A 26,199-nucleotide genomic window follows, 5' to 3' on the forward strand; every position below is an offset into this window, starting at 1 on the left:
AAATATTTTAATACTGATTTTAAATAAAATTGGAAAGGATTGCTGTATGAAAATTTGCGCACATTTACTTAACAACGTTAGATAATTTAATTCAATTAAATATGAATCCCGAGAATTCTAGAATTCAAACAATTTTTACCCGAGAAAATGTTCAACCAATTAAAACCAAAATGAAAATGAAAAATGTAATTATAACCAGTTTTATTCTGGCATTAGTACTAAGCAGCTGTGCCGATAAAAATCAGGCGCCTACTGCTCCACCTCCACCAGTTTTACCAGTTTTGGCTATCACAAGTGCAAACACTACTACAGATAATGAATATCCTGCTTCTATACAAGGAACTGTTGACGTTGAAATTCGTCCACAAGTAAGTGGCAACCTTGACAGAATTTTTGTTGACGAAGGAGCTTATGTAAGCAAAGGACAGACTTTATTTAAAATTAATGAGCGTCCGTTCCGCGAGCAGTTAAACAATGCTTTGGCTAGTCTTCATGCAGCTGAAGCGGCTTTAATCAACGCAAACTTAGAAGTAGATAAATTGGCTCCGCTTGTACAAAACAAAGTAGTTTCTGATTATCAATTGAAAACTGCTAAAGCTTCTCAGAAAATCGCAACAGCGAATATAGAACAGGCAAAAGCGATGGTTGGTTCTGCTAAAATCAACTTAGGATATACGAATGTAACAGCTCCAGTTAGCGGTTATATTGGAAGACTGCCTAAAAAACAAGGAAGTTTGGTTTCTGCTTCAGATATTGAGCCTTTAACTACTCTTTCAGATGTTCATGAAGTATTTGCTTATTTCTCTTTAAGTGAAACGGATTTCATCAACTTTAAATCAAAATACGCTGGAAATTCTTTAGGAGATAAAATCAAAAAACTGCCTCCAGTTAACTTGATTCTAGCTGATAATACTGATTATCCAAAAACTGGAAAAATCGATATGGTTGACGGTCAGTTTGATAAAACTACTGGTGCAATCACGCTTAGAGCAACTTTCCCAAACACAAACGGAACTTTACGTTCTGGAAACACAGGAAGAATCCGTTTAGGATTAAATCACGATGATGCGATTTTGGTACCTCAATCGGCTACAGTTGAAATGCAGGACAAAATATTTGTTTTCACGGTAGGCAAAGACAACAAAGTAACCAAAATGCCTATTACAGTTGTGGGTAAAAGCGGTACTAATTATTTAATTAAAGAAGGTGTAAAAACAGGCGACCAAATCGTATTAAGCGGTATTGACAAGCTTCAGGACGGACAAGCGATTCAACCTGAAAAATCAACTAAAGTTGCCGAAGTAACTAATCAAAAATAATTCTAAAACACAATGTTCAAAATATTTATACAAAGACCTGTACTGGCAACCGTAATTTCCATTTTGTTGGTGATTCTGGGAGTATTGGGTTTAACAAAACTGCCTTTACAACAGTTTCCTGATATTGCGCCTCCATCGGTTTTGGTAACGGCGGTATATCCGGGAGCCAACGCAGAAACGGTTTTACGTTCTGTGGCGCCTTCTCTGGAAGAGTCTATAAATGGTGTAGAAAACATGACTTATATGAGTTCTACTGCCAGCAACGATGGTACTTTGGCTATTACTGTTTTCTTTAAATTAGGAACAGATGCCGATCAGGCTGCGGTAAACGTACAAAACCGTGTGGCACAAGCAACTAGCCAATTACCAGCAGAGGTTGTTCAGCAAGGTGTTATCACAGCAAAACAACAGAACTCTTTCATCATGGCCATTGGTATGTATACCGAAGATGAAGCAAAATACGACCAAACCTTTGTTGCAAACTATGCACAGATTAATATTATTCCGGAATTAAAACGTATTCCCGGAGTTGGTTCTGCCAGTATTTTTGGTGGTGTAAAAGATTATTCTATGCGTGTTTGGTTAAACCCTACACAAATGGCAACTCATAATGTTACGCCAAGTGAAGTTATGGGTGCAATTCAAGACAAAAGTTTGGAAGCGGCTCCAGGGAAATTTGGAGAGCGAAGTAAAGAAGTTTTTGAATACGTTATTAAATACAAAGGAAAACTTACTAAACCAGAAGATTATCAAAATATTGCTATACGTTCTAATTCAGATGGTTCTGTTCTTCGTTTAAAAGATGTGGCGAGAGTTGAATTGGGTGCTTACTCTTACAACAGTTTAACTCGTTTAAATGGTAAAAAAGGAATTGTAATTGGTGTGATTCAGTTAGCGGGTTCTAACTCGAATGATATTCAGATTGCAATCAATAAAATGATGGAAAAGGCTTCTAAAGATTTTCCAAAAGGTATTAAACACAATATATTTTACAGTACAAAAGTTTCTCTTGATCAATCTATCGAACAAGTTGAACATACATTATTAGAAGCTTTTATACTGGTATTTATTGTGGTATTTATCTTCTTGCAAGATTTTAGATCAACATTAATCCCGGCTATTGCTGTACCTGTAGCAATTTTAGGAACGTTCTTCTTCATGCAGTTATTCGGATTTTCGATCAACCTTTTAACGCTTTTCGCATTAATTCTGGCGATTGGTATTGTGGTCGATGATGCCATTGTGGTAGTCGAAGCGGTGCATGCGAAAATGGAGCACAAACGTTTGTCTCCAAAAATCGCCACGCATGAAGCAATGCACGAAATAACGGGTGCTATTATCTCGATTACGCTGGTAATGGCTGCTGTATTCCTGCCGGTTGGTTTTATGGAAGGCTCAACAGGAGTTTTCTATCGTCAGTTTGCCTTTACGATGGCAATTGCAATTGTAATTTCGGCTGTTAATGCCTTGACTTTGAGTCCTGCTCTTGCTGCATTATTTTTGAAAGACAATCATTCAGCTCATGATGCAAATGCGCCTTATGAGAAAAAAGGATTTAAGGAAAAATTCTTTACGGCTTTTAACAGCAGTTTTGAATCGCTTACAAATTGTTATGTTGGCGGATTGAAATTCTTAATCAGAAAAAAATGGTTGAGTTTAGGCGGATTGGCTGCAATTACTTTAGCAACTGTTTTATTAGTAAAAACTACGCCTGCAGGATTTATTCCAACAGAAGATCAAGGATTTATTGCAATTGCTGTAAATACACCATCTGGAACTTCGCTTGACGGAACTCAAAAAGTAATGACCGAAGCTGAAAATACTTTAAGAGGTTTAGATGCTTCAAGATTCGTAACCGCGATTTCTGGTTTTAACTTATTAACAAATTCAACAAGTCCGTCTTCAGCCGTAGTTTTCGTATTGCTTAAACCAAACGAAGAACGTGGCGAAGTGAAAAATATTGACGAAATCATGAATCAGGTTCGTGGTAAACTGGGCAGTATTTCTGGCGGAAGTTTCTTCGTATTCAGTTTCCCAACGGTTCCTGGATTTAGTAACGTTGAGGCTTTAGATTTAGTTCTTCAAGATAAAACGGGAGGAAAACTGGATAAATTCAGTGGTATTTCTCAAAACTTTATCGGTGAATTAATGAAACGTCCAGAGATTGCAGTGGCCTTCACCTCTTTCAAAGCCGATTATCCACAATTGCAATTGGAAGTTAACGATGAAAAAGCAAATCAATTGGGTGTTAATGTAAAAGACATTTTACAAACGATGCAGGCTTATTTCGGTAGTGCGCAGGCATCTGATTTCAACCGATTTGGTAAATATTACCGAGTTGTAGTTCAGGCTGATATCGAAGACAGAGCCGATCCAACTGCCATTGACAGAGTCTTTGTAAAAAACAAAACAGGCGAAATGGTGCCAATAAATACTTTAGTGAAACTAACTCGTATTTATGGTTCTGAAACCGCTTCCAGATACAATTTATTTAATTCAATTTCGATTAATGCCATTCCGAAACCTGGATTTAGTTCTGGAGATGCCATTAAAGCAATTGAAGAAGTAGCAGCACAACAATTACCTGCAGGTTACGGGTTTGAATTCTCGGGCCAAACGCGTGAAGAGATTTCTTCTGGAGGGCAGTCGGCTACAATTTTCTTACTGTGTTTGATATTCATTTATTTCCTACTTGCTGCACAGTATGAGAGTTATATCCTTCCTCTAGCAGTTATCTTGTCAATCCCTGCAGGTATTTTTGGAGTATTTGTGGCAATTGGTTTAACTGGAATCGAAAACAACATTTATGTACAAGTTGCACTTGTCATGCTGATCGGATTACTCGCTAAAAACGCCATTTTGATTGTGGAATTTGCGGTACAAAAACGAAAATCAGGTATGGCATTAGTAAAAGCTTCTATAGATGCTGCAAAATTACGTCTAAGACCAATTATCATGACTTCTCTAGCCTTTATCGTTGGTTTAGTGCCAATGATGAGCGCCAAAGGACCATCGGCTCAAGGAAATCACTCTATCAGTATTGGAGCTGCGGGCGGAATGATTTCGGGAGTAATTTTAGGATTATTCATTATTCCGGTTTTATTCATCGTATTCCAATATTTACAAGAAAAATTCAGCGGCAAACCAATCGCTGTCATTCATAACGAAGAAAAATAAAATATGGAAAACTATATCACAATTATTCTCGGAGCCATACTATTTGGCATCGGATATATATCATACAGAATCTCGAAAGATCTTGAAACTAGAAAAGATACTTGTACAGAGATTTAGGCCTTTGGGATGAAAAATATTTTAATACATAGAGATATAGATTTTTTATGCGAAAAAAAGAGACTAAAAGAAACAAGTTTCTACACATAGCTAAACTATGTGCATTTAAACTAGTGAAACGCCTTTTTTAAAGCCACTACAAACTATGTTTCTATGTGTTTAAAAAAACTACATCCAACGGATAAAAAATTTAATAAAAAACTAAATGAAAAATTATATAACCAAAATCGTGACCTTCGCCATTCTGATCACGACTATAATATCCTGTAAAGTTTCTAAGGATATTGAAACTCCAAAAGATGCATTTCCTGAGAATTTCAGGAGTGCATCGGTTTCGAGTGATACGACAAGTATTGCCGATATCGAGTGGAAAAAATTCTTTACAGAAAAAGATATTGTTCAGTTAATCGACAGCGCGGTTGCTAGAAATAACGATCTGCTTATTGCACAAAAAAACATCGAAATTGCGCAATACAGATTCACACAATCAAAATGGGGAAATGTTCCTCAGGTTAATTTATTTATAAATGCCAGTACAAGCAATCCTTCTGACAATAGTTTTACAGGAATGAACTTGAATCAGGCATTAGGTGCAAAACATATTGATGATTATTCTGCTGGAGCTTCACTTTCTTGGGAGGCTGATATTTGGGGAAAGATTAGAAACCAAAAGAAAGGAGCTTTTGCAGGATATCTTCAATCTGAAGAAGTAAAAAAAGCATTGCAGACCAATATTGTGGCCAATGTTTCAAGAGGATATTACAATCTTTTGATGCTTGACGCTCAGTTGAAAATCGCACAGCAAAACTTGAAATTAAATGACAGTACGACTAACATTATCAAGTTAAAATACGATGCTGGTCAGGTAACTACATTAGCGATTCAGCAGTCTGAAGCACAAAAATTAAACTCAGAACAATTGATTCCTTTATTGGAACAAAACATTGCTATTCAGGAAAATGCTTTGAGTGTTTTGACAGGTTCATTCCCAAATTCAAAACAAAGAACCATTCTTTTAAATTCAATTGAAATAAAAAGCAATCCAGCGATTGGAATTCCGTCTTCATTAGTAAGCAGAAGGCCAGATGTAAAAAGCGCTGAATTGGCACTTAAAGTAGCCAATGCCAATGTCGGTATCACAAAAGCGGATTTATACCCAGCTCTTAGAATTACGGCTCAAGGTGGTTTAAACTCTTTCGAAACGAGCAGCTGGTTTACTATTCCGGCTTCTCTTTTCGGAACTGTTGCAGGAGGCTTAACACAGCCAATTCTGAACAACAAAAGAGTAAGAACGCAATATAATATCGCTGTCGCGGAAAGAGAAAAAGCGGTCTTAAGTTTTAGACAATCCGTTTTGGTTGCGGTAAGCGAAGTTTCGGATGCTTTGGTTAAAGTAGAAAAATTACAATTGCAGGAAACTTTCTTGAAAGAAAAAGTAAAAACACTACAGTTGGCAATTAAAAATTCGAATTTGTTATTTAAAAACGGTATGGCAGAATATCTTGAAGTTTTAACTGCGCAAGCGAATTTACTGCAAAGCGAATTGGAACTTGCCGACTTAAAAAGACAACAACTTACAGCCAATACAGACTTGTACCGCGCTCTCGGCGGAGGCTGGAAATAATACCTATTACATTACCCGTTAATTATTTATTTTTTGAGAGGAAAACGCTGTGAAGCCATTTTTGGTTTCATGGCGTTTTTTAGTTTTTTGTTTTTATTTGCCACTAAGGCACTAAGACGCTAAGTTTTTTAGTTTGCCACGAATTTTCACTAATTTCTTTTTCTTTCTTGAAATAATTATAAAAATAATTCGTGAAAATTCGTGAAATTCGTGGCAGTAAACTTTGTGCCTTCGTGCCTTCGTGGCAAAACCAAACCAATATATGACTTTCAATAAAGAAATATACCTCAACAACCTAAAACAAACCATCGAAAGTTATTACCCGCTTTCTGATCAGTCTTGGAAACAGATAGAAAGCACCACCCATTTCCAAACTCTTAAAAAAGGTGAAAAACTATTAGAAAACGGCGAAGTTGCTAAAAATCTTCATTTTATTGCAAAAGGCATTTTAAGGGCTTTTATCACAGACGAAGAAGGAAATTTCTATAACAAAAATCTTTTTCTTGAAAATTATTTTGCGGGTTCTAAAGTTTCGTTGATGCTCCAAACTCCTTCTAATTTTACAATTGAAGCTTTGGAAGATTCGATTGTAATCAACATCAACTATAAAAAATACATGGAACTGATCTACCAAAACGACGATCTTAAAAATTTCTACATTGCTCATTTAGAGAAAAATTGGATTATCGAAAAAGAACAAAGAGAAGTGGCTTTAGTAATGCAAAATGCAACAGAACGATACCTAAAACTTCTGGAAAAACATCCTGATATTGCAGAGCGTGTTCCGTTATTACATATTGCGTCACATTTAGGCATTACACCAACACAATTAAGCCGAATCAGAAAAAGTTTGGAAAAAAAAATGTAAATCAACATATGTAAAGGCTTTTCTGAAAAACTCAATTTACCTTTGTTTTTATAATTCAAACTCGCCATTTATAATGAACTCTATAAATCTTATTAAAGACAATATTGACAATCTTACAACGCTTTGGAAAACCGTTGCAACTCCTCTCCTTTCCTATTATAAAGCCGATTTTTTAGAATTCTCTCAAATCAAAAACTCAGGCTGGCCAAATAGATTATGGTTTCGTGAAGATATTACGGAAGAAAATCTTACTGAAATTCTCGATACCATCGAAAAAAATCCCGGCTTGGTGGTTCCGTATTGGGATATTTTTGGAAGTAATTCAAAATCTTTTTTTGAAAAAAACGGCTTTAATATTCGAATTCAGCTTGTAGCAATGGCGCTAAAACTTGGAGAAAAATTTCCGCTTCAAAACAATCTTAGTTTTAAAAGAGTTTTAAGTGAGGAAGATGCCAAAACTTGGTCAGATATTTATCCGTTATCTTTTAGTTATGTAATCAGTAAAGAAACTTTGGTTCATAATTATGAAGATGTGAAGTTTTACTTGGTTCATTTTGAAGGAAAACCAATTGGAACGCTTACTCTTTTCCAGACCGAAAAAACAATGGGAATTCACGGTGTCGGCGTTATTCCAGAAATGCGCAAAAGAGGCTTCGCCGAAGAAATCATGAAATTTGCAATTAACGAAGCGATTGATGCAGAATGTGAATATGCACAATTACAAGCTTCAGCCTTAGGAAAAGGTATTTATACTCAATTGGGTTTTGAGGATTTGTTTACGATTACAAATTACCAACTGGTATAAATTTCAAATTTAAAAAATCCCAAATTCCATTGTTTTTGTCATTTCGACTGAAAGGAGAAATCACACTAGTAAATCGACAACAATTGGCAAATTACTGTGTAGAATTTCTAGTGTGATTTCTCCTTTCAGTCGAAATGACAAACTGTTGTGATAACTTTATTTATCACTTTGCAGAGCTACTTACGGAAATCCTTCTTTCCTCTAGGATGATATACTGTAATAGACGAACTAAAAAAAAAACTCTGAACCTTTGTCACTTTGCATCTTTGAACCTCTCAAAAAACAATCTTGTCTTAAATGCCCCTAAAATAGTCCCAAATATGTATTTGTAACCGAAAGAACATTAGTAGATTTGTAATACATTAACTAATAATCATTTAAACAAATACCAAATGAAAACTACCAAAATTATTTTCTGGACTACCACTATTCTGATTTTCCTTTTTGAAGGAGTAATGCCGGCACTGACTTCTCAGACCGAATTGGCTAAAGAAGGAATCAAACATCTTGGTTATCCTGAATATTTCGGAAATGCCTTAGTTGTTTTTAAAATTCTTGGCGTTTTGGCCTTGATTATTCCCCAAGTTCCTGCACGAGTAAAAGAATGGGCTTATGCCGGATTCGCCTTTGATTTTATTTTCGCTTCTATAAGTCACTTCGCTGTAGACGGATTTGATTTTCAGACCATTTTTCCTTTGATTGTTCTAGGAATCCTAGTTATATCTTATGTTACCTATCATAAAATACAGCGTTACAAAAACATCGCTCTCTAATAGCAAAACTTTATGATTGAAGTTTTCAAAACCAATGTTCAGGAAGAATCTCAATGTAAGATTATCATTGAAAAACTTCTTGAGCATTATCCCAACAGCTCAATTAATTTTGATTTAGAAGATTGTGACAAAATTCTGCGTGTGCATGCCAACGAAATTTCGAACACAAAAATCATTTCCATTCTAAATTTTCATGGGTATATTTGTGAAGTCCTTCCTTAAACTTCAAAAACACACAAAATACTCATTTATAGTATTTTATTTTTTTTATCGTATATTTGAAATACTATCATTCCTGTAATTCTATAAATTTAATTTAACAAAGATACATTGCGGGTTTCTTCAAATCCTAAGCTTTGCATTTATTGTTAATTCTCTAATTTCTAAATTAAATAAGATGAAAAGTGCAGTCCAAAATACTATTTTAGAAACCTATAGTAAGCTGAATGATATTCTTTCCTCATTTACACAGGAAGAAATTAATGAGGTTCCCTTTGAAGGAAGCTGGACTGGCGGGCAAACAGTACAGCATATAATTTTGGCAAGTTCCGGTATTCCGATGTTATTTGCTGGAAAAACCGAAAAAACCACACGAAAACCTGATGAAAATATCAAACAACTAGATACCATCTTTTTAGATTTCAATACCAAATACCAATCTCCCGAGAATATAAAACCTCCCGAAATTGTTTATGACAAAAAACTTTTGGCCATTTCTATAACAAAAATCCAAAATGATTTGTTTGAAGCTGCCGAAACATACGATTTAACACTGACTTGTCTGGATGCAAAAATTCCTGGTTTTGAAAATTTCACTATCTACGAATGGCTTCACTTTGCAATTGTGCATACACAAAGACATACACATCAGTTACAATCGATTTATGAAACTCTCAAGAAAAAATAATTCGCATTTAACCAAAAACCATTTTTTATGAGATCAAAAGCAAAAACCATTGTTTCATCTGGTTTAGTAGCCGGCACTTTAGATATTACAGCTGCAATTTTAGTTTATGCAGTAATCCTTCATAAAACTACTGCCGAAAAAATCCTGCAGTCTGTTGCTAGCGGTATTTTCAAAAAAGAAGCTTATACAGGCGGTTCAGAAATGGCCGTTTATGGTTTATGCCTTCACTTTCTAATTGCATTTATATTTGCGTGGTTTTACTTTAAGATATTTCCGTACATTCCTTTTTTCAAAATAAACACAGTTCTTTCTGGAATTTTATACGGTATTTTTGTTTGGATTATTATGAACCTTATTGTGCTCCCGCTTGCTTTTCCGGTGCTTCCAGAAAAAAAGCTCGATTTTCCTCTTCTGCTCTCTATATTGATTATTATTTGTTGTGTCGGGATGCCTATTGCTTTTATCACGAGGAAATACTACGCAAAATGGTATTAAAATCTTAAAAAATCATGAATTTCTCATTTCTCTAATTCTTACAAATAGCATTTATTGCAAAACCGTGTTTTTTTAACATAAATAATACCGAAACACCTGTTTACTAAGGGGTTTCAGCATTATCCTTAATACTTACAGAATTACCATGTTTAAGCTTTTGAGTTAATTTTTTGATCGATTGGATCAATACCCGCTTTAGTCCTAAAGTAATTTTAGATAAAAATTTTTACAGCGCTTAAAATAGCGATAAACTGTATTGATTTTATATCGAGATATGGCGCTGCCGATGATACAATTGCGGTGGCATTACAGAACTTCAACGTGTTATTAACCGAATAAAAATTAGTCCTCATGAAAACAATATTAAATAAATCAAAAATAGTTTTTTTATCTACTTTTCCGCCAACGCAATGCGGCATAGCAACCTATACTCAGGATACCATTAAAGGAATCACAGATGTTTATGGTAAATCTATTCAATGCGAAATATGTGAATTGGTTGATAAACCTAAGGAGCAGCCTACGCAGGCTTTTACTTTAAACACAAAAAACAGAGAAGAATATGCTAAAGTAGCTGAAGAAATTAATGAGGATGAAACTGTAAAACTAGTTCACATTCAGCATGAATTTGGTTTGTTTTCTGGGAATTATGGGGATTATCTTTTAGATTTTTTAAATACGATTAAAAAACCAGTCACTTTTACATTTCACAGCGTAATTCCAAATCCGAATGACGATTTACGAACATTTGTCAAACTATTATTGACCTACAGCGATTCGGTTTTTGTAATGACGAATAAATCAAAAGAAATATTAATCACTGATTACGAAATTGATGAAAAAATAATTACTTGCGTATCACACGGAACTCATATTGTTGTTTATGAAACTCCAGAAACAGCAAAAGAAAGACTGAATATTCAAGACAGATTGGTATTAGCTACTTTCGGACTTTTGGGCGAAGGAAAGAATATCGAGACAGGATTACAGGCGCTTCCAAAAATTATCGAAAAAGCACCAAACGCATTGTATTTAATTATTGGCAAAACGCATCCAAATTTAATTAAAGACGGCTTTGATCCTTATCGTGAAAAACTGGAAGGAATCGTTGCTGACCTTAATTTAAAAGACAATGTACGTTTTATTAATGAATATTTAGATACTGAAGAACTTTTAGAATATCTGAAAGCTACAGACATTTATATGTTTACTTCTAAAGATCCGAATCAGGCTGTAAGCGGCACTTTTGCTTATGCTATGAGTTGTGCGTGCCCGATTGTGGCTTCTAAAATACCGCATACAAAAGAAGTTTTAACTTCAGATTCAGGAATTTTATGCGATATCGGAAATCCTGATCAATTTGCTGCAGCAGCAATTAAACTGATCGAAGATGAAAATCTAAGACATGAAATGGGAATTAATTCATTTACAAAAATGAGAGCTACTTCATGGGAAAATGTTGCTATAACACAGGTAAATGCTTATAAAAAACTAATTGATAATCCGTCGGAAATTAAATTTAGTTATCCGGATATTCAACTTAAACACGTCAAAAAGCTGACTACTGATCTCGGAATAATTCAATTCAGTAAAATCTCTATTCCCGATTTAGATTCAGGATACACTTTAGACGATAATGCTAGAGCACTGGTTGCTTTCTGTATGCATTATCAACTTACGCAAGACAAAGAAGATTTGGCTTATATTCTAATTTATCTTGATTTTATAATTCGTTGTCAAAAACCAAAAGGAAACTTCCTTAATTATGTAGATAAGGAAAACCGAGAACATATCGAGCAAAATGCCGAAGTTAATCTAGAAGACTCAAATGCGAGAGCCGTTTGGGCATTAGGAACAGTAGTATCGATTGGAGAAATTCTTCCAGAGGCCATTACCAAAAAAGCGGCCAAATGTTTATTGCATTCGCTAAAATGGGCAGAAAATATTCAGTCTCCCCGTTCAATTGGTTTTGCTACTAAAGGGCTTTATCTATATCATACAGCCGTTCCGAACTTGTATGTTGCCGCAATAATAAACAAATTGAATGCAAAATTGCTTGCCAATTACGAAGATCATGCCTCAGACGAATGGCAATGGTTTGAAAATTACCTAACATACGGAAACGGTGTTTTACCAGAATCTATGCTTTATGCTTATTTAGTAACCAACAAACCCGTTTACAAAAAAGTAGCTATGGATTCGCTGGATTTCTTAATGTCTAAAACATTCGTCAATAAAACTTTTAGAGTTATTTCGAATAACGGATGGCTTCATAGAGATTCTGAACCGCATCCGTATGGAGAACAGCCAATTGACGTTTCGTACACCATTCAAACTTTAAATTCATTTTATAAAGCTTTTGGAATTCCAGAATACAAACACAAAATGAAAAAAGCTTTTGACTGGTTTTTAGGAAAAAATCACCTCGGACAAATTATGTACAATCCCGTAAGTGGCGGTGGTTACGATGGTCTCGAAAAAGAAAATGTCAATCTCAATCAGGGAGCCGAATCGACAGTTTGTTATTTAACAGCAAGATTGATTATGGAAAATCTTAAGATGTCGGATACAAAAGTGATTCCGTTAATGAAAAACCGAACAGGCATAGCAATGAATTCTTAAATCAAGAAATTAAAATATACACGGTGAAGCTAACCAAATACTTCATTTAAACCCAGAAAATCCCTCTTCGCAAAGAGGGATTTTTTGTTTACATAAGTCCCTCCTAACGTTGGTTTACAGTCTTTATTGTGCAGTACGATGAAAATTATATAAAGTTGAAAAAAAGTTGTGTAAGATTTTTTCCTTGTAATAAAAGTAAATTTAATATAGCAAAATCAGCTCTTTTCGAATCTGATTGGCTGTTTTTATATCATTCACCATTAAAACATTAACATTTTGATTCTCAGTCTAAAAAATATATTTACAGAAATTGGAGAAACCTCTTTGTTTGCAAAGAAGTTTTTTAAGGAGGTTTTTGTTCCGCCTTACGAGACCAAAGAGTTTCTAAGACAATGTTACGTTATAGGTTATAAATCTCTTCCACTTGTAGCGATTACGGGATTTATCATGGGATTGGTACTTACGCTTCAATCTCGCCCAACGCTAGTCAAATTTGGAGCCGAATCTTGGCTTCCGGGAATGGTGGCATTATCGCTTATACGCGAAATTGCTCCTGTCATAACTGCGTTGATATGTGCAGGAAAAATTTCTTCGGGAATTGGAGCCGAATTGGGTTCTATGAAAGTAACCGAACAAATAGATGCTATGGAAGTTGCCGCTATCAATCCGTATAATTACCTCGTGGTTACAAGAGTTCTGGCTTGTACGCTAATGGTTCCGATTTTGGTATTTTTTGCCGATGCGGTTGGGATTATAGGTGGCTATGTCGGAATCAATATTCATGGAGATGTAAACTTTTATCGATATCTCACGCAGATCATTCAGTCTTTAGAATTTCTTGATCTTTTCCCTGCCACTATAAAAACATTCTTTTTTGGCTTTTGTATTGGCATGATTGGATGCTTTAAAGGCTTTAATGCCTCAAACGGAACAGAGAGTGTTGGGCAAGCTGCAAATTCAGCAGTTGTGACAGCCTCATTAAGCATTTTTATAATTGATATGGTAGCAGTTCAAATAACCGATTTATTCTTTTAAAAATGATTAAAGAAAAATTACATAAAGATCCAAAAGCAAAAACAGAAGATAAGACACCCATTATCGAGATCAAAGACTTGCACAAAACTTTTGGCACAGATAACACGATTCTGAAAGGCGTTAACCTAAATCTAAACAAAGGTGAAGATCTTGTGGTTTTGGGCCGTTCTGGTTCTGGAAAATCAGTTACTATAAAATGTATTGTTGGTTTAATAGAACCCGATCAAGGTGAAATAAAAGTTTTTGGCGAAAATGTCTTAAACCTGAAAAAAAGCGAACTAAATGAAATAAGAGTCAGAATAGGCTTTTTGTTTCAAAGTGGCGCTTTATACGACTCGATGTCGGTTCGAGAAAATCTTGCTTTTACGCTCACAAGGCACAAACGTGATTTAAATCCTGATGAAATTGAAAATGAAGTCATGGAAGCACTCGAAAACGTAGGTTTAGCAGATGCCGTTGATAAAATGCCATCGGAACTTTCTGGAGGTATGCGAAAAAGAATCGGACTTGCACGGACCTTAATCCTGAAACCAGAAATCATTTTATATGATGAACCGACAACAGGATTGGACACCATAACATCGAGAGAAATCAGCGAATTGATTTTAGACATCAAACACAAGCAAAAAACATCTTCTATCATTATAACGCACGATATGGCCTGCGCCAAACTAACGGCAGACCGTATTGTAGTGTTAAAAGACGGTGTTATTCATGCTGAAGGAACATACGAAGAACTTGAAAAAGACGAAGACGAATGGGTACGCTCATTTTTTGAATAAAGCAAAATAAAATACTAGAAATCATGGAAAAGCAATCGGGATATACTTGGAAATTAGGAATGTTTGTAACAATAGGTTTACTGCTTTTTATAATGGCTGTATATTTTATAGGAAAACAACAGAATCTATTTGGTTCTACCTTTCATATTACTTCACAGTTTAAAAACGTAAGCGGTCTTGAAGTCGGCAATAATGTTCGTTTTTCGGGAATAAATGTCGGAACTGTCGAGGAAATCAAATTAATTAACGATTCTTCTGTAATCGTAGTTTTGGTGATGAAAGAAGACGTCCGAAAATTTATTAAAACAGACGCACGCGCCAGCATTGGTTCAGACGGATTAATGGGAGACAAAGTCCTTACAATTTCTCCGGGACTTAAATCACAAACCATTATTGAAGATAATGGGCAACTCGCTTCTATAGACGGAATCGAAATGGCCGATCTTATGAAAAGCGTGAAAAAAAGCGTTGATAACGTAGGCGTTATTTCTGAAGAATTAGCCATTTTCAGCCACAGCATGAACAACGGGAACGGAGCTCTCGCCAGATTGGTGCGAGACGATAAAATGGCCAATAGCGTTTCGAATACGCTGTCTAATCTTGAGACCGGAACAAAAGGTTTCAGTGATAACATGGAAGCTGCTAAAAGCAATTTCCTTCTCAGAGGATATTTTAAGAAAAAAGAGAAAGAAAAGGAAAAGAAACAGGAAGAAATAAAAGAGAAAAAAGAAGAAAAACAGGAAAAAGCTGCTAAAGAAAAAGAGCAGAAAGAAAAAGAATTGAAAGAACAGAAGGAAAAAGAAGAAAAAGAAAAACAAAAACAGCAAGAGGCAAAAAAAGCCGAAGCTGAAAAGAAAAAATCAAACTAGAAATACTAAAGCTAGGAATAATTCTTCATTCATCATTTATAACCTGTAATTATAATTTACAACTTTTAAACACTGAATGACAATATTTTTACTTCTATTTTTAACCGCTGCCTTAAAACAGCAAATTTTATCTATATGCCTTTCACAATCAAACATACCGCCTTAAAAGTTTTAAAAATTACCGGAATTACAATTGCAGTCATTTTGCTTTTGTTATTCATAATTCCGTTGCTTTTTCCTGGAAAAATAGCCTCAGAAGTAAAAAAGATAGCTAACGAACGTCTCGATACCAAACTTGATTTTTCGAAATCAAAACTTTCTTTTTTTACTCATTTTCCTTCACTAACGGTATCACTTGATGATTTGTCTCTTACTGGGTCTGCTCCTTTTAGCAACGATACATTGTTAAAAGCAGATGAAGTGGCTTTTGGAATAAACTTAAAAAGACTTTTGTTTGACAATGAAGTAAAAATCAACAAACTGTATGTTTCTGACGCTCTTATCAATGTAATGGTAAATGAGAAGGGACAGGCTAATTACAATATCTACATAGCGCCAGAAGACCGAAAAGACGAGAAAAAAGATGAAAATTCGCCCGAAGAAGGAACTGCAATCCGTTTGGAGCGAATTGATTTAAAAAACTGTCATGTAAAATACAACGACCGTTCTGCAAAAATTCTGGTCGATGCAAAAGGTTTTAATTATGTTGGAAAAGGAAATCTTAGCGAAGATATTTTTGACCTAGCCACAAACGCAAAAATTGAAAATCTAGATTTCTATTACGACAGAACGGGTTATTTGAGAAGAAAAAAAGTTTCCGCCGATTTAATTACTCGAATCAATACTCATGCGCTCTCTTTTATTTTACAGAAAAACGAACTCCACATCAATAAACTTCCCTTAAAGTTTACGGGATTATTTACCATTCTGAGAGACGGTTACAAAATCAATATAAAAGCGGCTTCTGAAAATACAACTGTAAAAGATTTATTGTCTGTAATGCCTCCAGAATATCTGACTTGGCTGGAGAAAACAGAAATTTCGGGCAAAAGCGATTTGTTGCTCACTTTTAAGGGAGATTACAATGTTTCTAAAAAACTGAAACCAAATCTGGCTTTCAATCTAAAAATAGATAAAGGAGCAGTAAATTATCAAAGCGCTCCTGTGCCGCTTACTGATTTTCAAATGGATTTAAATGCGATTCTTCCGTCGCTTGATACAGAACAGTTATTGGTTAACCTTAGAAAATTAAGTTTTAAAGTTGGCGAAAAAGATTATTTCAATGCCTATCTACACAGTAAAGGTTTAAGCGAAATGAAGATTGACGCAAGTGTAAAAGGTGCGCTTGACCTTGCTGTTGTGGATGCTGCATTGGGATTAAATAGTATAGAATTAAAAGGAATCTTAAAAACCGATATAAAAGCCAAAGGAGATTTTAGTACTTCAAAAAAATTATTTCCAAAAACAATTGGAGGTATATCATTGCGCAACGGCTGGCTGAAAACCGAATATTATCCGAACCCTATTACGAATATCACTTTTGTAGCCAATGCTTTAAACAAAACCGGAACTTTTAAAGATTTAATTGTTGCCATAGCGCCTGCCTCTTTTGTTTTTGAAGGAAATCCGGTGTATGTAAATGCTGCGTTATCAGATTTCAGCGATTTGGCTTATAATGCTAAAATCAAAGGAGAACTAAATGTGGGGCGAATTTATCAAGTCTTTTCTCAAAAAGGTCTTGATTTGACAGGTTATGCAAAAGCCGACCTTTCACTTAAAGGAAAGCAAAGTTATGCAACAAACGGACAGTATGATAAATTAGACAATAAAGGAACCATTATCCTTAAAAATATAAAAGCAACTTCTGAACTTTTCCCTAAAGCGTTTTTTATCAAACAAGGAAATTTCCGTTTTCAAAACGAAAAAATGTGGTTTGAAAAATTCAATGCTTCTTATGGAAAATCGGATTTTGATATTAACGGTTATCTTCTGAATACCATAAATTATTTCCTGGAATCTAACGGAACATTGAGTGGAAACTTCAATATGAAATCGAAATTAATCAATGTAGATGAGTTTATGGCGCTTGAAAAAGGTGAAAACAAAGACCGAACAGCGGCCGTAGAATATGCAAAAGAAGATCACCCAAAAATGAGCGGTGTCGTTATAATTCCGAAAAATCTAAACGTGAGTTTAAATGCAAATGCAGACAAGGTAGAATATAACGGATTGATATTCAATAAACTTTCTGGAAAAACTGGCATTAAAAAAGGTGGATTTTATTTAGAAAACACTACCTTTAGTATCATCGACTGTATTTTAGGTCTTGATGCGGTTTATAAAGACGAATCCCCAACGTCTGCGCATTTTGATGCAAATTTCCGTGCCAAAGATTTCGATGTTCAAAGAGCCTACAAAGAAATACCAATGTTTCATGATATGGTTACCGCTGCTGAAAAAGCACACGGAATAATCTCTGTTGATTATACTATTAAAGGAGATTTAGACGGAAACATGAGTCCGATTTATCCTTCTCTTGAAGGCGGAGGAACGATAAATCTGCGTGATGTAAAAATTAAAGGTTTAAAACTGTTTGACGGAATAAGCTCAAAAACTGGACAAAACGGACTGAATAATCCCGATATGAAAGGAATTGAAATCAAATCAAATATTGACAACAATCTCATTCATATTGAGCCATTTACTTTCACGGTTGCCAGTTTTAAGCCAACTATAAAAGGAACAACCAGTTTTGACGGTCTTTTGGATTTAAGAATGCGTTTAGGGCTTCCATTGTTTGGCATAGTCGGTTTTCCGATCGTAATCACCGGCACGCACGAAGATCCTAAAATAAAAATATTTAGCAAAACAGGTCAGAAAATAGAAGATGCAGTTTATGATGAAAAAAACAATAAAGTAATCAGGAAAGAGAAAGTGAGTAAATCTAAATAAAACCAAACTCCCAATAATACTACCAGAAATACCTCTAAAAACAAAAACCAAAACATGAAACTACGCTCTAATGAGACTTTATGGCCAATAAAAAATGCCATGAAAACAAGTTACCCTTCCCTGGATTCCGATCTAAACACAGCCATCTTAATCATTGGCGGCGGAATTACTGGTGCCTTAATTGCTTACAAGCTAATAAATGAGGGAAAAAAAATAGTACTAGTCGACAGGCGGGATGTCTGTGGCGGAAGTACGGCAGGAAGCACCGCTTTATTACAGTACGAAATCGATGTTCCGCTGCACCAGCTCATCAAACTCAGAGGAACAAAATGTGCTGTCGACAGCTACAACAGTGGTAAAAAAGCAATTTTTGATCTTCGACAAATTATCGATGAAATAGGTTGTGACTGCGACTTTGAGTTCAAGAAAAGTATTTACTTTACTTCATTCAAAAAAGACATTCCGTTTCTGAAAAATGAATTCAAAACCAGAAAACTACATGGTTTTGATATCAGCTGGCTCAATAAGTACGAACTCAACAAAATGGGACTTAATGCAATGGCAGCACTCGAATCTAAGACAGCAGCAGTTATGGATCCGTACAAACTTGCAAGCGACCTTTTGTATTACTGCCAGCAGAACGGAATGCAGGTTTTTGATCGTACAAATATTGCTTCCATTCAGCATCAAAAAGGAAAATGCGTTGCTGTAACAGATGAAAAATTTACCATTACGGCCGATCATATAATTCATTGTACCGGTTACGAAAGCACCGAAACCTTAAGTGAAAAAGTAGTAGATTTAAAAAGTACCTACGCTATTGCGACCGAAAGCCTACTCGAAGTTCCTCAGGTTTTAAAAAATGCCGTTTTATGGGATACAGCATCTCCTTACAATTATTTTAGGGCCACAACAGATAACCGAATTATTCTTGGTGGCGGCGACGAAGACTTTAAAGATCCTAAGAAAAGAGATAAACTTATTCCGAAAAAGGAGATTTATCTTTTGAAGCAATTTCAACGAAGATTTCCCGAATTAAATGTCAAAATAGATTATTCTTGGGCAGGAACTTTTGGAGAAACAAAAGACGGACTTCCCTATTTTGGAAAACCGAATCCTAAAAAAAATGAACATTACGTAATGGGTTTCGGAGGAAATGGAATAACTTTCAGCGTAATTGGAATGAATTCTATAATGGATTCCATTAACAACAAAAAAAATACGGATCTCGAATATTACAGATTTGGGAGATAAAATTCTAAGAGTCTGAGATGCTGAGTTACTAAGATGCTAAGACTCTAAGACACTGGGAAAAAAGATTAATCATTTGAGTAAATAAACACTATCTATATAGAGACAGAAATATAAAGTGGCAAAGTTTGAAATCTACAAATTTGCCACTTTAATCTTTTAAAAGCATAAAAAAACTAAGACTCTAAACAGGAGTTTTTAAGCTTACACTTAAAAAAACACAGCAACTTAGAATCTTAGCATTTTAGTATATATCTTGCTTAATAGCTAACGACATTATTTTGATAAAACTTTACAATTTTATTACTTTAATCCTTCAAAAACATAAAAAAACTAAGACTCCAAATAGGAGTTTTAAGCTTACACTTAAAAAAACTCAGCAAATCAGAGTCTTAGCATTTTAGTATATATCTTGCTTAATAGCTAACGACATTATTTTGATAAACCTTTGCAACTTTGAATCTCAGAATCTTAGCATCTCAGAATCTCATTTTTATGCTGTAATCGCCATCGGACTCAAATTAAACTTATATTCTTTTGGACTGCAGTTGAATTTTTGTTTGAAGATTTTAGAGAAATAACTTCTGCTCGTGAAACCAATACAATACACGATTTCTGAAATATTCAAATCTGAAGTACGAATCAGTATTTCGGCTTTTAGGACTCGCATATGCGTAATGTAGTCGTTTACAGTTCGATTATGAATCATTTTAAAACCTTCCTGCAGTTTGTTTGGCGACAATCCAGATTTTTTGCTCAATGATTTGATCGTGAAATTTTCCTCGGGACATGATTTTATAAACTCTGAAAGTTCTTTTATTTCTTCCATTTCTTTCAATGTCAATCCGTTTGATTCGTTTGCAAAAGAATTAAGATCGTCAGAATGCTGTTGAATTTCCATTGCCAGGATAATTCTTAAAATGCCTTCTTTCAAAAGATTTCTAACAATTCCCGTTTGAGTAACCGAGTTTAGCTGTTCTATCTTTTCGGCAATTTTAAGATTATAAGAACCAACATAAAAGAAATCACGAACTAGGTCGTTTTCAAAAAAAGTATTTTTTACTTTTTGATTTAAAGAATGGTTGCCAATCTGTGCGTCATTTTGGGTTCCTACTATAATAAGAGTGAATTGCGTGTTTTTGTCTTTTTCAAAAAACAAAACATTATCCTGCTTTTGCGTAGAACTCACAATAGCAGTCTGAAAAGTTTTCAGCTCTCTTTCTTCGCCATTTAATCCAAAACTATGTGCTAAATTTCCTTTTGAGCAATATGCAAAATAAATTGGAGAAGACTTTAGATTTAAAATATCCATTCGCACATCTGTCTTAAAAGTCATATTAAACTGTACATACGAAATATTATCATTAAAAGAAGCACCAATTATAGAACCAGATGCAAAACTATTTTCTACTTCAAGCATGTATTCGTCAAGATCAAAAGTTACCTTGCCTCCGAAATTCGCATTCAACTCATCAAAAATATTTTGAGTCTTTTCTGTGTTTATAGTAACTATTTTCATTGGAAATCGATTTAAAAATTCAAAAATTGCAAAACAGATTTACGGTCGAACTTCCTAAGTTTCTTATCTTTAAATCTGATAATTCAAAGTTCCACAATCATTCCTCAGAAATGTTATATAATTTTCTGGTTTTGTTTTATAATTACTTATTAATAATTATTTTAACTCAAAAAAATTATTTCTTAATTCAATTGCTATGAAAAGTTTTTCATTCCCGCCCATTTCCAATTCAAATGCAAAAATCCTTATTTTAGGAACAATGCCGGGAACCAAATCTCTAGAACTCAACCAATATTACGGTCACAGCCAAAACAATTTCTGGAAGTTTATGTTTGCCTTATTCAATGAAGATTTTTCTACAGATTATGAAAAACGAAAAACACTATTAGACAAAAATAAAATTGCGCTTTGGGATGTTTTGCAATTCTGTGACCGTGTAGGAAGCCTAGACAGCGCAATCAAAAACGAAACGGCAAATGATTTTGAAACTTTTTTAGAATCGCATCCAAATATTGAAGCTTTATTTTTTAACGGACAAAAGGCTGCGGCTTTCTTCAAAAAATATGTAAAACTCAAAAAAGATTACAAAATCTATACATTACCTTCAACAAGCCCCGCAAATGCTGGGAAAACTTATGAGTCTAAATTTGAAGAATGGAAAATAATCAAAACTTTTCTTTAAAAACAAGCACAAAAAACACAAAAAAAGATTCAAATATTGGAATCATGTAACTTTTTCGATTTAAAATATAACAAAAAATTCTGACAACCGAGGTAATTTTACATCAACGAAATTAAGCCAAGAGAAATTGATTTTGATGATAAGGAGAATGGCTTTCTTGCACTATAGATATTACTAAGACAAACCGTAAAAGGTTTAGATTATAAAGAGAACATTGGTTATGTTAGTTTATTTTTGGGAAAAAGCTGCTCTATCTTTTTAGAGCAGCTTTGTTTTTTTTAGACAACATTAAAAACCATATTAACGCAAAAAAACATGAAAGTTCAAACCTACAAGAATCACATACGATTTTACGCCCCTCATCACTTTGTTTATTACCCAATTCTAATACTCTTTTTAGGAAGCAGTATTTATTTTGCTTTTACAACAGACGATTATTTAATCTGGAGTTTTATAAGTCTTGCTTTCTTATTTTTATTCTGCCTTGCTTTTATGCTGAGACAGCATTATGCCCTTACGCTACAAAACAGAATCGTTCGTCTAGAAATGCGTTATCGTTATTTCTCGCTCACAGGCAAAAGATTTGAAGAATTTGAATACAAACTCACAGAAGATCAAATATTTGCACTTCGATTTGCACCAGACGAAGAATTGATCCAACTGATAGACGATGCTTTACAAAACAGCCTTAGCGGAAATGCCATAAAAAAAGCAATCGTTCACTGGAAAGCCGATTATCATAGAGTTTAAATTAAACTAACAGAAATCAAAATATTCCAGTATTTACCTGTAAATCCTTAAACTGGGGCGCGACAATTCTAAAAACTTCAAAAATAATCTGGGCGTGCCACCCTATTGGCAAAAAGGGTAAATTTTCTTTGCGCTTACACCCCTTTTTACCAATAGGCTGTCAGGCTGTCCAGGCTGCTTCGGCAGCTTCTTCCCATCCTTCACGCGAATGCGTATCCAAAAGAACCTTTTTGTAATTTCAGCTTCAAAATACTGTATTAATCTGAAAAACAATAACTTAAATACAAACAAATCCATTAAAAACACAAAATGAAAGATAATTTTTACTAACTTTATTTATTAAAAAAAATCCTAACCAAATTAAAACCCAAGCTGATGAAAAAATTACTTTATTTTTTGATAACGGCTCTTTGTTGGATTCCACTAAAGGCGCAGACCACAGCTGAAAATACTTCAGAAGAAAGCTTGATTACTTCTAAAGTAGAAAATTATGATTTTCAGAATGAAGAAGATTTTCCATGGCACGCGAGAAGATTTAAAGTTACCGCTGGTGTATTTTTTCCGGCAAACAACACCGAAATACGCGTCGATGGCAATAACGGAAATATCGGAACCACTATTGATCTTGAAGACGATTTAGGTTTTAACAAAGCCAGTACCTCTTTTATGACAACTTTTGATTGGCGAATTTCAAGAAGATCCAGATTAGGCTTTGAATATTTCCTTTTAAACAGAAGCGCTGCTAAAACACTTGAGCGAACTATTACTTTTAAAGATGAAACTTATAATGTAGATGCACGTGTTTTGGCTTTCTTTGATATCCAAATTGCCAGAATTGCTTACGGATATTCTATTATATCAAAACCAAAATACGAAGTAGGTTTACTGATTGGTGCTCATGTACTTTTTGGAGAACTTGGAATCCGTTTCGATGTCAATGATGCCAGCTTACAACGCAAACAAAATTTCAATTTTACGGCACCGCTTCCAGACCTTGGAATTTGGGGAGAATTTGTTTTAGGAAAACGTTTTGGTCTATACGCAAATGCCAATTATCTGGCCGCAAAAATCGATAATATCGACGGTCGTATTATAAGCTACGGGATTTCTGTTCTTTACAATGTCTATCAAAATTTTAGTCTTACTGCGGGTTATACAGGACTGAATTTCAAAGTAAACGCTATCGAAAAACGTTTTAACGGAGATTTAAAATGGGGTTACAATGGCCCAACAATCGGTGCGACCTACACTTTCGGAAATCACGTAAAACTCTACAAACATTGATTTTTTTTAAGTTGCTAAGATGCTAATTTCTAAGTTTCTCAGCTTTGATTTCTTACCGCAAAGATTGCTAAGCTTTGCGTAAATATTGAATCTCGCAAAGTCGCGAAGGCGTAAAGTTTTATTTTTTTTTGCGTCTCCGCGCCTTTGCGAGATTATTTCTATTAGCTTATGACTTTACGAACTTTGAGATTAAATTTTATGTTCAAAGCTAAGAAACTTGAAACCTGAAACTTGAAACTTGAAACTTGAAACTAAAAAAGCAAACCCGATAACTTCTCAGCTATCGGATTTACTGCCAAACATAAACTTATAGTAGCTCAAAATAAAACTGAATCACTTTATTTATCAATTGGAGTAAATTTTACCGCTGTTCCTCCTCCAGCAGCCAGTTTTAGATTTAATATCGTTTTGTTATTAACCTTTTGTTTAGAGATTGCAACCGGATACGGATTGGTTTTGTAATTTGCTCCGGCACCGTCGGCGTAGATTTCAGCTTCATATTCTTTTTCTGAGTCTAAAAAAGAAAGTTCGACTTTTAAATCACGTGGATTTTTATTGGTAATCGATCCCAAATACCAGTTTTTTTCGTTCCAATCTTTACGTGCAATTGTAGTATATTCTCCTATTTTTGAATCCAATACTTTGGTATCAGACCAATTACACGGAACATCTTTTATGAATTGAAACTCTGGTTTTCCTTCATAATTCTCAGGAAGATCCGAAGCCATTTGCAGCGGACTGAAAATAATCACATACAAAGCCAATTGATTTGACAGAGTAGTATGCACTCTTGCACCAGAGGGAACCTTATAATTAAAATCGAAATTCCCTGGCGTATAATCAAAAGGTCCCGAAAGCATTCTGGTAAAAGGCAGTGTTGTTAAATGTTCTGGAGTATTTCCTCCATCTACAGACCATGCATTGTATTCTTGTCCACGTCCGCCTTCCTGAGACATCAAATTCGGATAAGTACGCTGTAAACCAGTACCTTTCATCGGTTCATGATTATCGATCATGATATGATATTTGGCAGCCGTTTCGATTACTTTTCGGTAATGACGCGCACCGTACTGACTGTCATGCCATTCTTTTTTATCCAGATATTTGTTTACATAACCCGTTTTAACCGAATTAACACCCATTTTCTGGTATAATTTAAAAGCATCTTCTAATTGCTTTTCATAATTTTTTGTTGCGCCTGCAGTTTCATGATGCCCAATCAAACGGACGTTTTTCATGGCTGCATATTTGGTTACCTCTTCTAGATTAAAATCAGGATAAGCTTTTGTATAACTAAACGCAGAACCGTCGGCTGTCCAGTCGCCGTCCCAGCCTTCGTTCCAGCCTTCTACCAAGACTCCATCGAAATTATTCTTTGCTGCAAAATCAATGTATTCTTTGGTATTTTTGGTTGTTGCGCCATGTTTTGGTCCCTGTCCCCAAGTGAATTTTTCTAAATGCATTCCCCACCAGATTCCAATATATTTTGATGGCGTTATCCAAGAAAGGTCTTCAATCTTAGAAGGCTCATTTAAATTCAGCATAATGGTTGATGTTGCAACTTCTCCCGGATTTTTCCCTACAATAATGGTTCTCCAAGGCGTTACAAAAGGAGTTTCGGTATATACTTTTACACCATCTGCCCATGGCACAAGATCACTTTTGTATTGCTTATCGCTTGTTTTTAATAATGTCATCGAAGCAAAATCGGTTAAATTGGCTTCGTGAATGGCTACATATAATTTGTCTTTGGTTTCAAAAGTTGCTGGCGTATTGATGGTATCCGTTTTACTCATCAACGTCTTGCGATATTCGCTTTCATAATAACTGTTTTCGCGGTGAACCGGAATCCACCAAACTTCATTGTTATCCTTGAAAGTAAATTGTGTTACTTCGTTCGAAATTTTCACTTTTCCTAAATGAGGCTGTTTAGGAAAAGAATACCTAAAACCAATTCCATCATCAAAAACTCGAAAAATAATATCAACCAAACGCTCCTCTCCTTTTGATTCTTTTAAATGCACAATCAATTCTTTGTGATGATCGCGCACTTTTTTGAATTCGCCCCAAGGCTGTTCCCAAGTCTCATCTGCCGATTTTTCTTCGGTAGAAACCACTTCAAAACCATCGGTCATCTTTGCAGTTCCCTGAAATTCAAATCCCATCAAAGAAGGCTCAATAACCGATTTTCCGTTAGACGAAAAACTGTATTGCGGCTGACCCGTAGGTGTTAATTCAAAAGTAAGTTCAGAAGTATTGTCAGGCGAACTGATTTTGTACGTTTTTTTAGTACTGCAGGCAAAAATAAGCGCAGATGCCAAAGCCATCAAACAGTATCTATAGTTTTTGTTTCTCATTATTTAATTGT

At 34.9% G+C, this 26,199-nt stretch carries 20 protein-coding genes; 18 read left to right on the top strand and 2 right to left on the bottom strand.

The annotated features are described in order from the left end of the window. The first annotated feature begins 101 nt into the window (after positions 1 to 101). From ACFFLS_RS14030 to ACFFLS_RS14100, 15 genes are all read left to right on the top strand, one after another. Positions 102 to 1,319 carry an efflux RND transporter periplasmic adaptor subunit gene (locus ACFFLS_RS14030; RefSeq protein WP_379682214.1) on the top strand — a complete coding sequence of 406 codons (1,218 nt, stop codon included), beginning with the start codon at positions 102 to 104 and terminating at the stop codon, positions 1,317 to 1,319. A 12-nt stretch (positions 1,320 to 1,331) separates the two neighbouring features. Further along, positions 1,332 to 4,496 carry an efflux RND transporter permease subunit gene (locus tag ACFFLS_RS14035; RefSeq protein WP_379682215.1) on the top strand — a complete coding sequence of 1,055 codons (3,165 nt, stop codon included), beginning with the start codon at positions 1,332 to 1,334 and terminating at the stop codon, positions 4,494 to 4,496. A 322-nt stretch (positions 4,497 to 4,818) separates the two neighbouring features. Further along, positions 4,819 to 6,237: a TolC family protein gene (locus tag ACFFLS_RS14040; RefSeq protein ID WP_379682216.1), complete on the top strand. Its 1,419-nt coding sequence runs from the start codon at positions 4,819 to 4,821 to the stop codon at positions 6,235 to 6,237. A gap of 262 nt (positions 6,238 to 6,499) precedes the next feature. Further along, complete coding sequence (locus ACFFLS_RS14045) at positions 6,500 to 7,105, top strand: Crp/Fnr family transcriptional regulator (protein ID WP_379682217.1); 606 nt, start codon at positions 6,500 to 6,502, stop codon at positions 7,103 to 7,105. A gap of 73 nt (positions 7,106 to 7,178) precedes the next feature. After that, positions 7,179 to 7,910 carry a GNAT family N-acetyltransferase gene (locus ACFFLS_RS14050; protein ID WP_379682218.1) on the top strand — a complete coding sequence of 244 codons (732 nt, stop codon included), beginning with the start codon at positions 7,179 to 7,181 and terminating at the stop codon, positions 7,908 to 7,910. 392 nt (positions 7,911 to 8,302) lie between these two features. Beyond that, positions 8,303 to 8,683 (top strand): DoxX family protein, encoded by a 381-nt coding sequence (locus ACFFLS_RS14055; protein ID WP_379682219.1) that lies wholly within the window; start codon positions 8,303 to 8,305, stop codon positions 8,681 to 8,683. Positions 8,684 to 8,695: 12 nt separating this feature from the next. Continuing rightward, entirely contained in the window at positions 8,696 to 8,905 is a 210-nt protein-coding gene (locus ACFFLS_RS14060; RefSeq protein WP_379682220.1) for a hypothetical protein, read from the top strand. A gap of 175 nt (positions 8,906 to 9,080) precedes the next feature. Then, complete coding sequence (locus ACFFLS_RS14065; protein WP_379682221.1) at positions 9,081 to 9,590, top strand: DinB family protein; 510 nt, start codon at positions 9,081 to 9,083, stop codon at positions 9,588 to 9,590. A 27-nt stretch (positions 9,591 to 9,617) separates the two neighbouring features. Beyond that, positions 9,618 to 10,085: a DUF1440 domain-containing protein gene (locus tag ACFFLS_RS14070; protein WP_379682222.1), complete on the top strand. Its 468-nt coding sequence runs from the start codon at positions 9,618 to 9,620 to the stop codon at positions 10,083 to 10,085. Positions 10,086 to 10,436: 351 nt separating this feature from the next. Then, the gene (locus ACFFLS_RS14075) at positions 10,437 to 12,707 is read left to right on the top strand and encodes a glycosyltransferase (protein WP_379682223.1); all 2,271 of its coding nucleotides are present in this window, start codon (positions 10,437 to 10,439) and stop codon (positions 12,705 to 12,707) included. A 276-nt stretch (positions 12,708 to 12,983) separates the two neighbouring features. Beyond that, positions 12,984 to 13,742, top strand: a complete 759-nt coding sequence (locus ACFFLS_RS14080; protein ID WP_379682224.1) for an MlaE family ABC transporter permease — start codon at positions 12,984 to 12,986, stop codon at positions 13,740 to 13,742. Between the two features lie 2 nt (positions 13,743 to 13,744). Then, on the top strand, positions 13,745 to 14,524 hold the full coding sequence (locus tag ACFFLS_RS14085) for an ABC transporter ATP-binding protein (RefSeq protein ID WP_379682225.1): 780 nt from the start codon (positions 13,745 to 13,747) through the stop codon (positions 14,522 to 14,524). Between the two features lie 23 nt (positions 14,525 to 14,547). Further along, a complete protein-coding gene (locus tag ACFFLS_RS14090) occupies positions 14,548 to 15,393 on the top strand; it encodes an MlaD family protein (protein ID WP_379682226.1) in 846 nt (281 codons plus the stop codon). Positions 15,394 to 15,528: 135 nt separating this feature from the next. Then, a complete protein-coding gene (locus ACFFLS_RS14095) occupies positions 15,529 to 18,345 on the top strand; it encodes an AsmA family protein (protein WP_379682227.1) in 2,817 nt (938 codons plus the stop codon). 54 nt (positions 18,346 to 18,399) lie between these two features. Further along, positions 18,400 to 19,599, top strand: a complete 1,200-nt coding sequence (locus tag ACFFLS_RS14100) for an NAD(P)/FAD-dependent oxidoreductase (RefSeq protein WP_379689461.1) — start codon at positions 18,400 to 18,402, stop codon at positions 19,597 to 19,599. A 490-nt stretch (positions 19,600 to 20,089) separates the two neighbouring features. On the opposite strand, the gene ACFFLS_RS14105 is transcribed toward ACFFLS_RS14100, so the two are convergent. Continuing rightward, positions 20,090 to 21,115, bottom strand: a complete 1,026-nt coding sequence (locus tag ACFFLS_RS14105) for a helix-turn-helix domain-containing protein (RefSeq protein ID WP_379682229.1) — start codon at positions 21,113 to 21,115, stop codon at positions 20,090 to 20,092. Positions 21,116 to 21,311: 196 nt separating this feature from the next. Here ACFFLS_RS14105 and ACFFLS_RS14110 point away from each other — a divergent pair, with 196 nt between their 5' ends. The 3 genes from ACFFLS_RS14110 (at position 21,312) to ACFFLS_RS14120 (ending at position 23,831) form a co-directional block, all read left to right on the top strand. Further along, on the top strand, positions 21,312 to 21,797 hold the full coding sequence (locus tag ACFFLS_RS14110; RefSeq protein ID WP_379682230.1) for a DNA-deoxyinosine glycosylase: 486 nt from the start codon (positions 21,312 to 21,314) through the stop codon (positions 21,795 to 21,797). Positions 21,798 to 22,112: 315 nt separating this feature from the next. Beyond that, positions 22,113 to 22,547, top strand: a complete 435-nt coding sequence (locus ACFFLS_RS14115; protein ID WP_379682231.1) for a DUF6526 family protein — start codon at positions 22,113 to 22,115, stop codon at positions 22,545 to 22,547. Positions 22,548 to 22,922: 375 nt separating this feature from the next. Then, the gene (locus ACFFLS_RS14120) at positions 22,923 to 23,831 is read left to right on the top strand and encodes a hypothetical protein (protein ID WP_379682232.1); all 909 of its coding nucleotides are present in this window, start codon (positions 22,923 to 22,925) and stop codon (positions 23,829 to 23,831) included. Between the two features lie 338 nt (positions 23,832 to 24,169). On the opposite strand, the gene ACFFLS_RS14125 is transcribed toward ACFFLS_RS14120, so the two are convergent. Further along, positions 24,170 to 26,188, bottom strand: a complete 2,019-nt coding sequence (locus ACFFLS_RS14125; RefSeq protein WP_379682233.1) for a glycoside hydrolase family 97 protein — start codon at positions 26,186 to 26,188, stop codon at positions 24,170 to 24,172. Between the last annotated feature and the right edge of the window lie 11 nt (positions 26,189 to 26,199).

It is taken from the genome of Flavobacterium procerum (assembly GCF_042431625.1).
Lineage (GTDB): Bacteria > Bacteroidota > Bacteroidia > Flavobacteriales > Flavobacteriaceae > Flavobacterium > Flavobacterium procerum.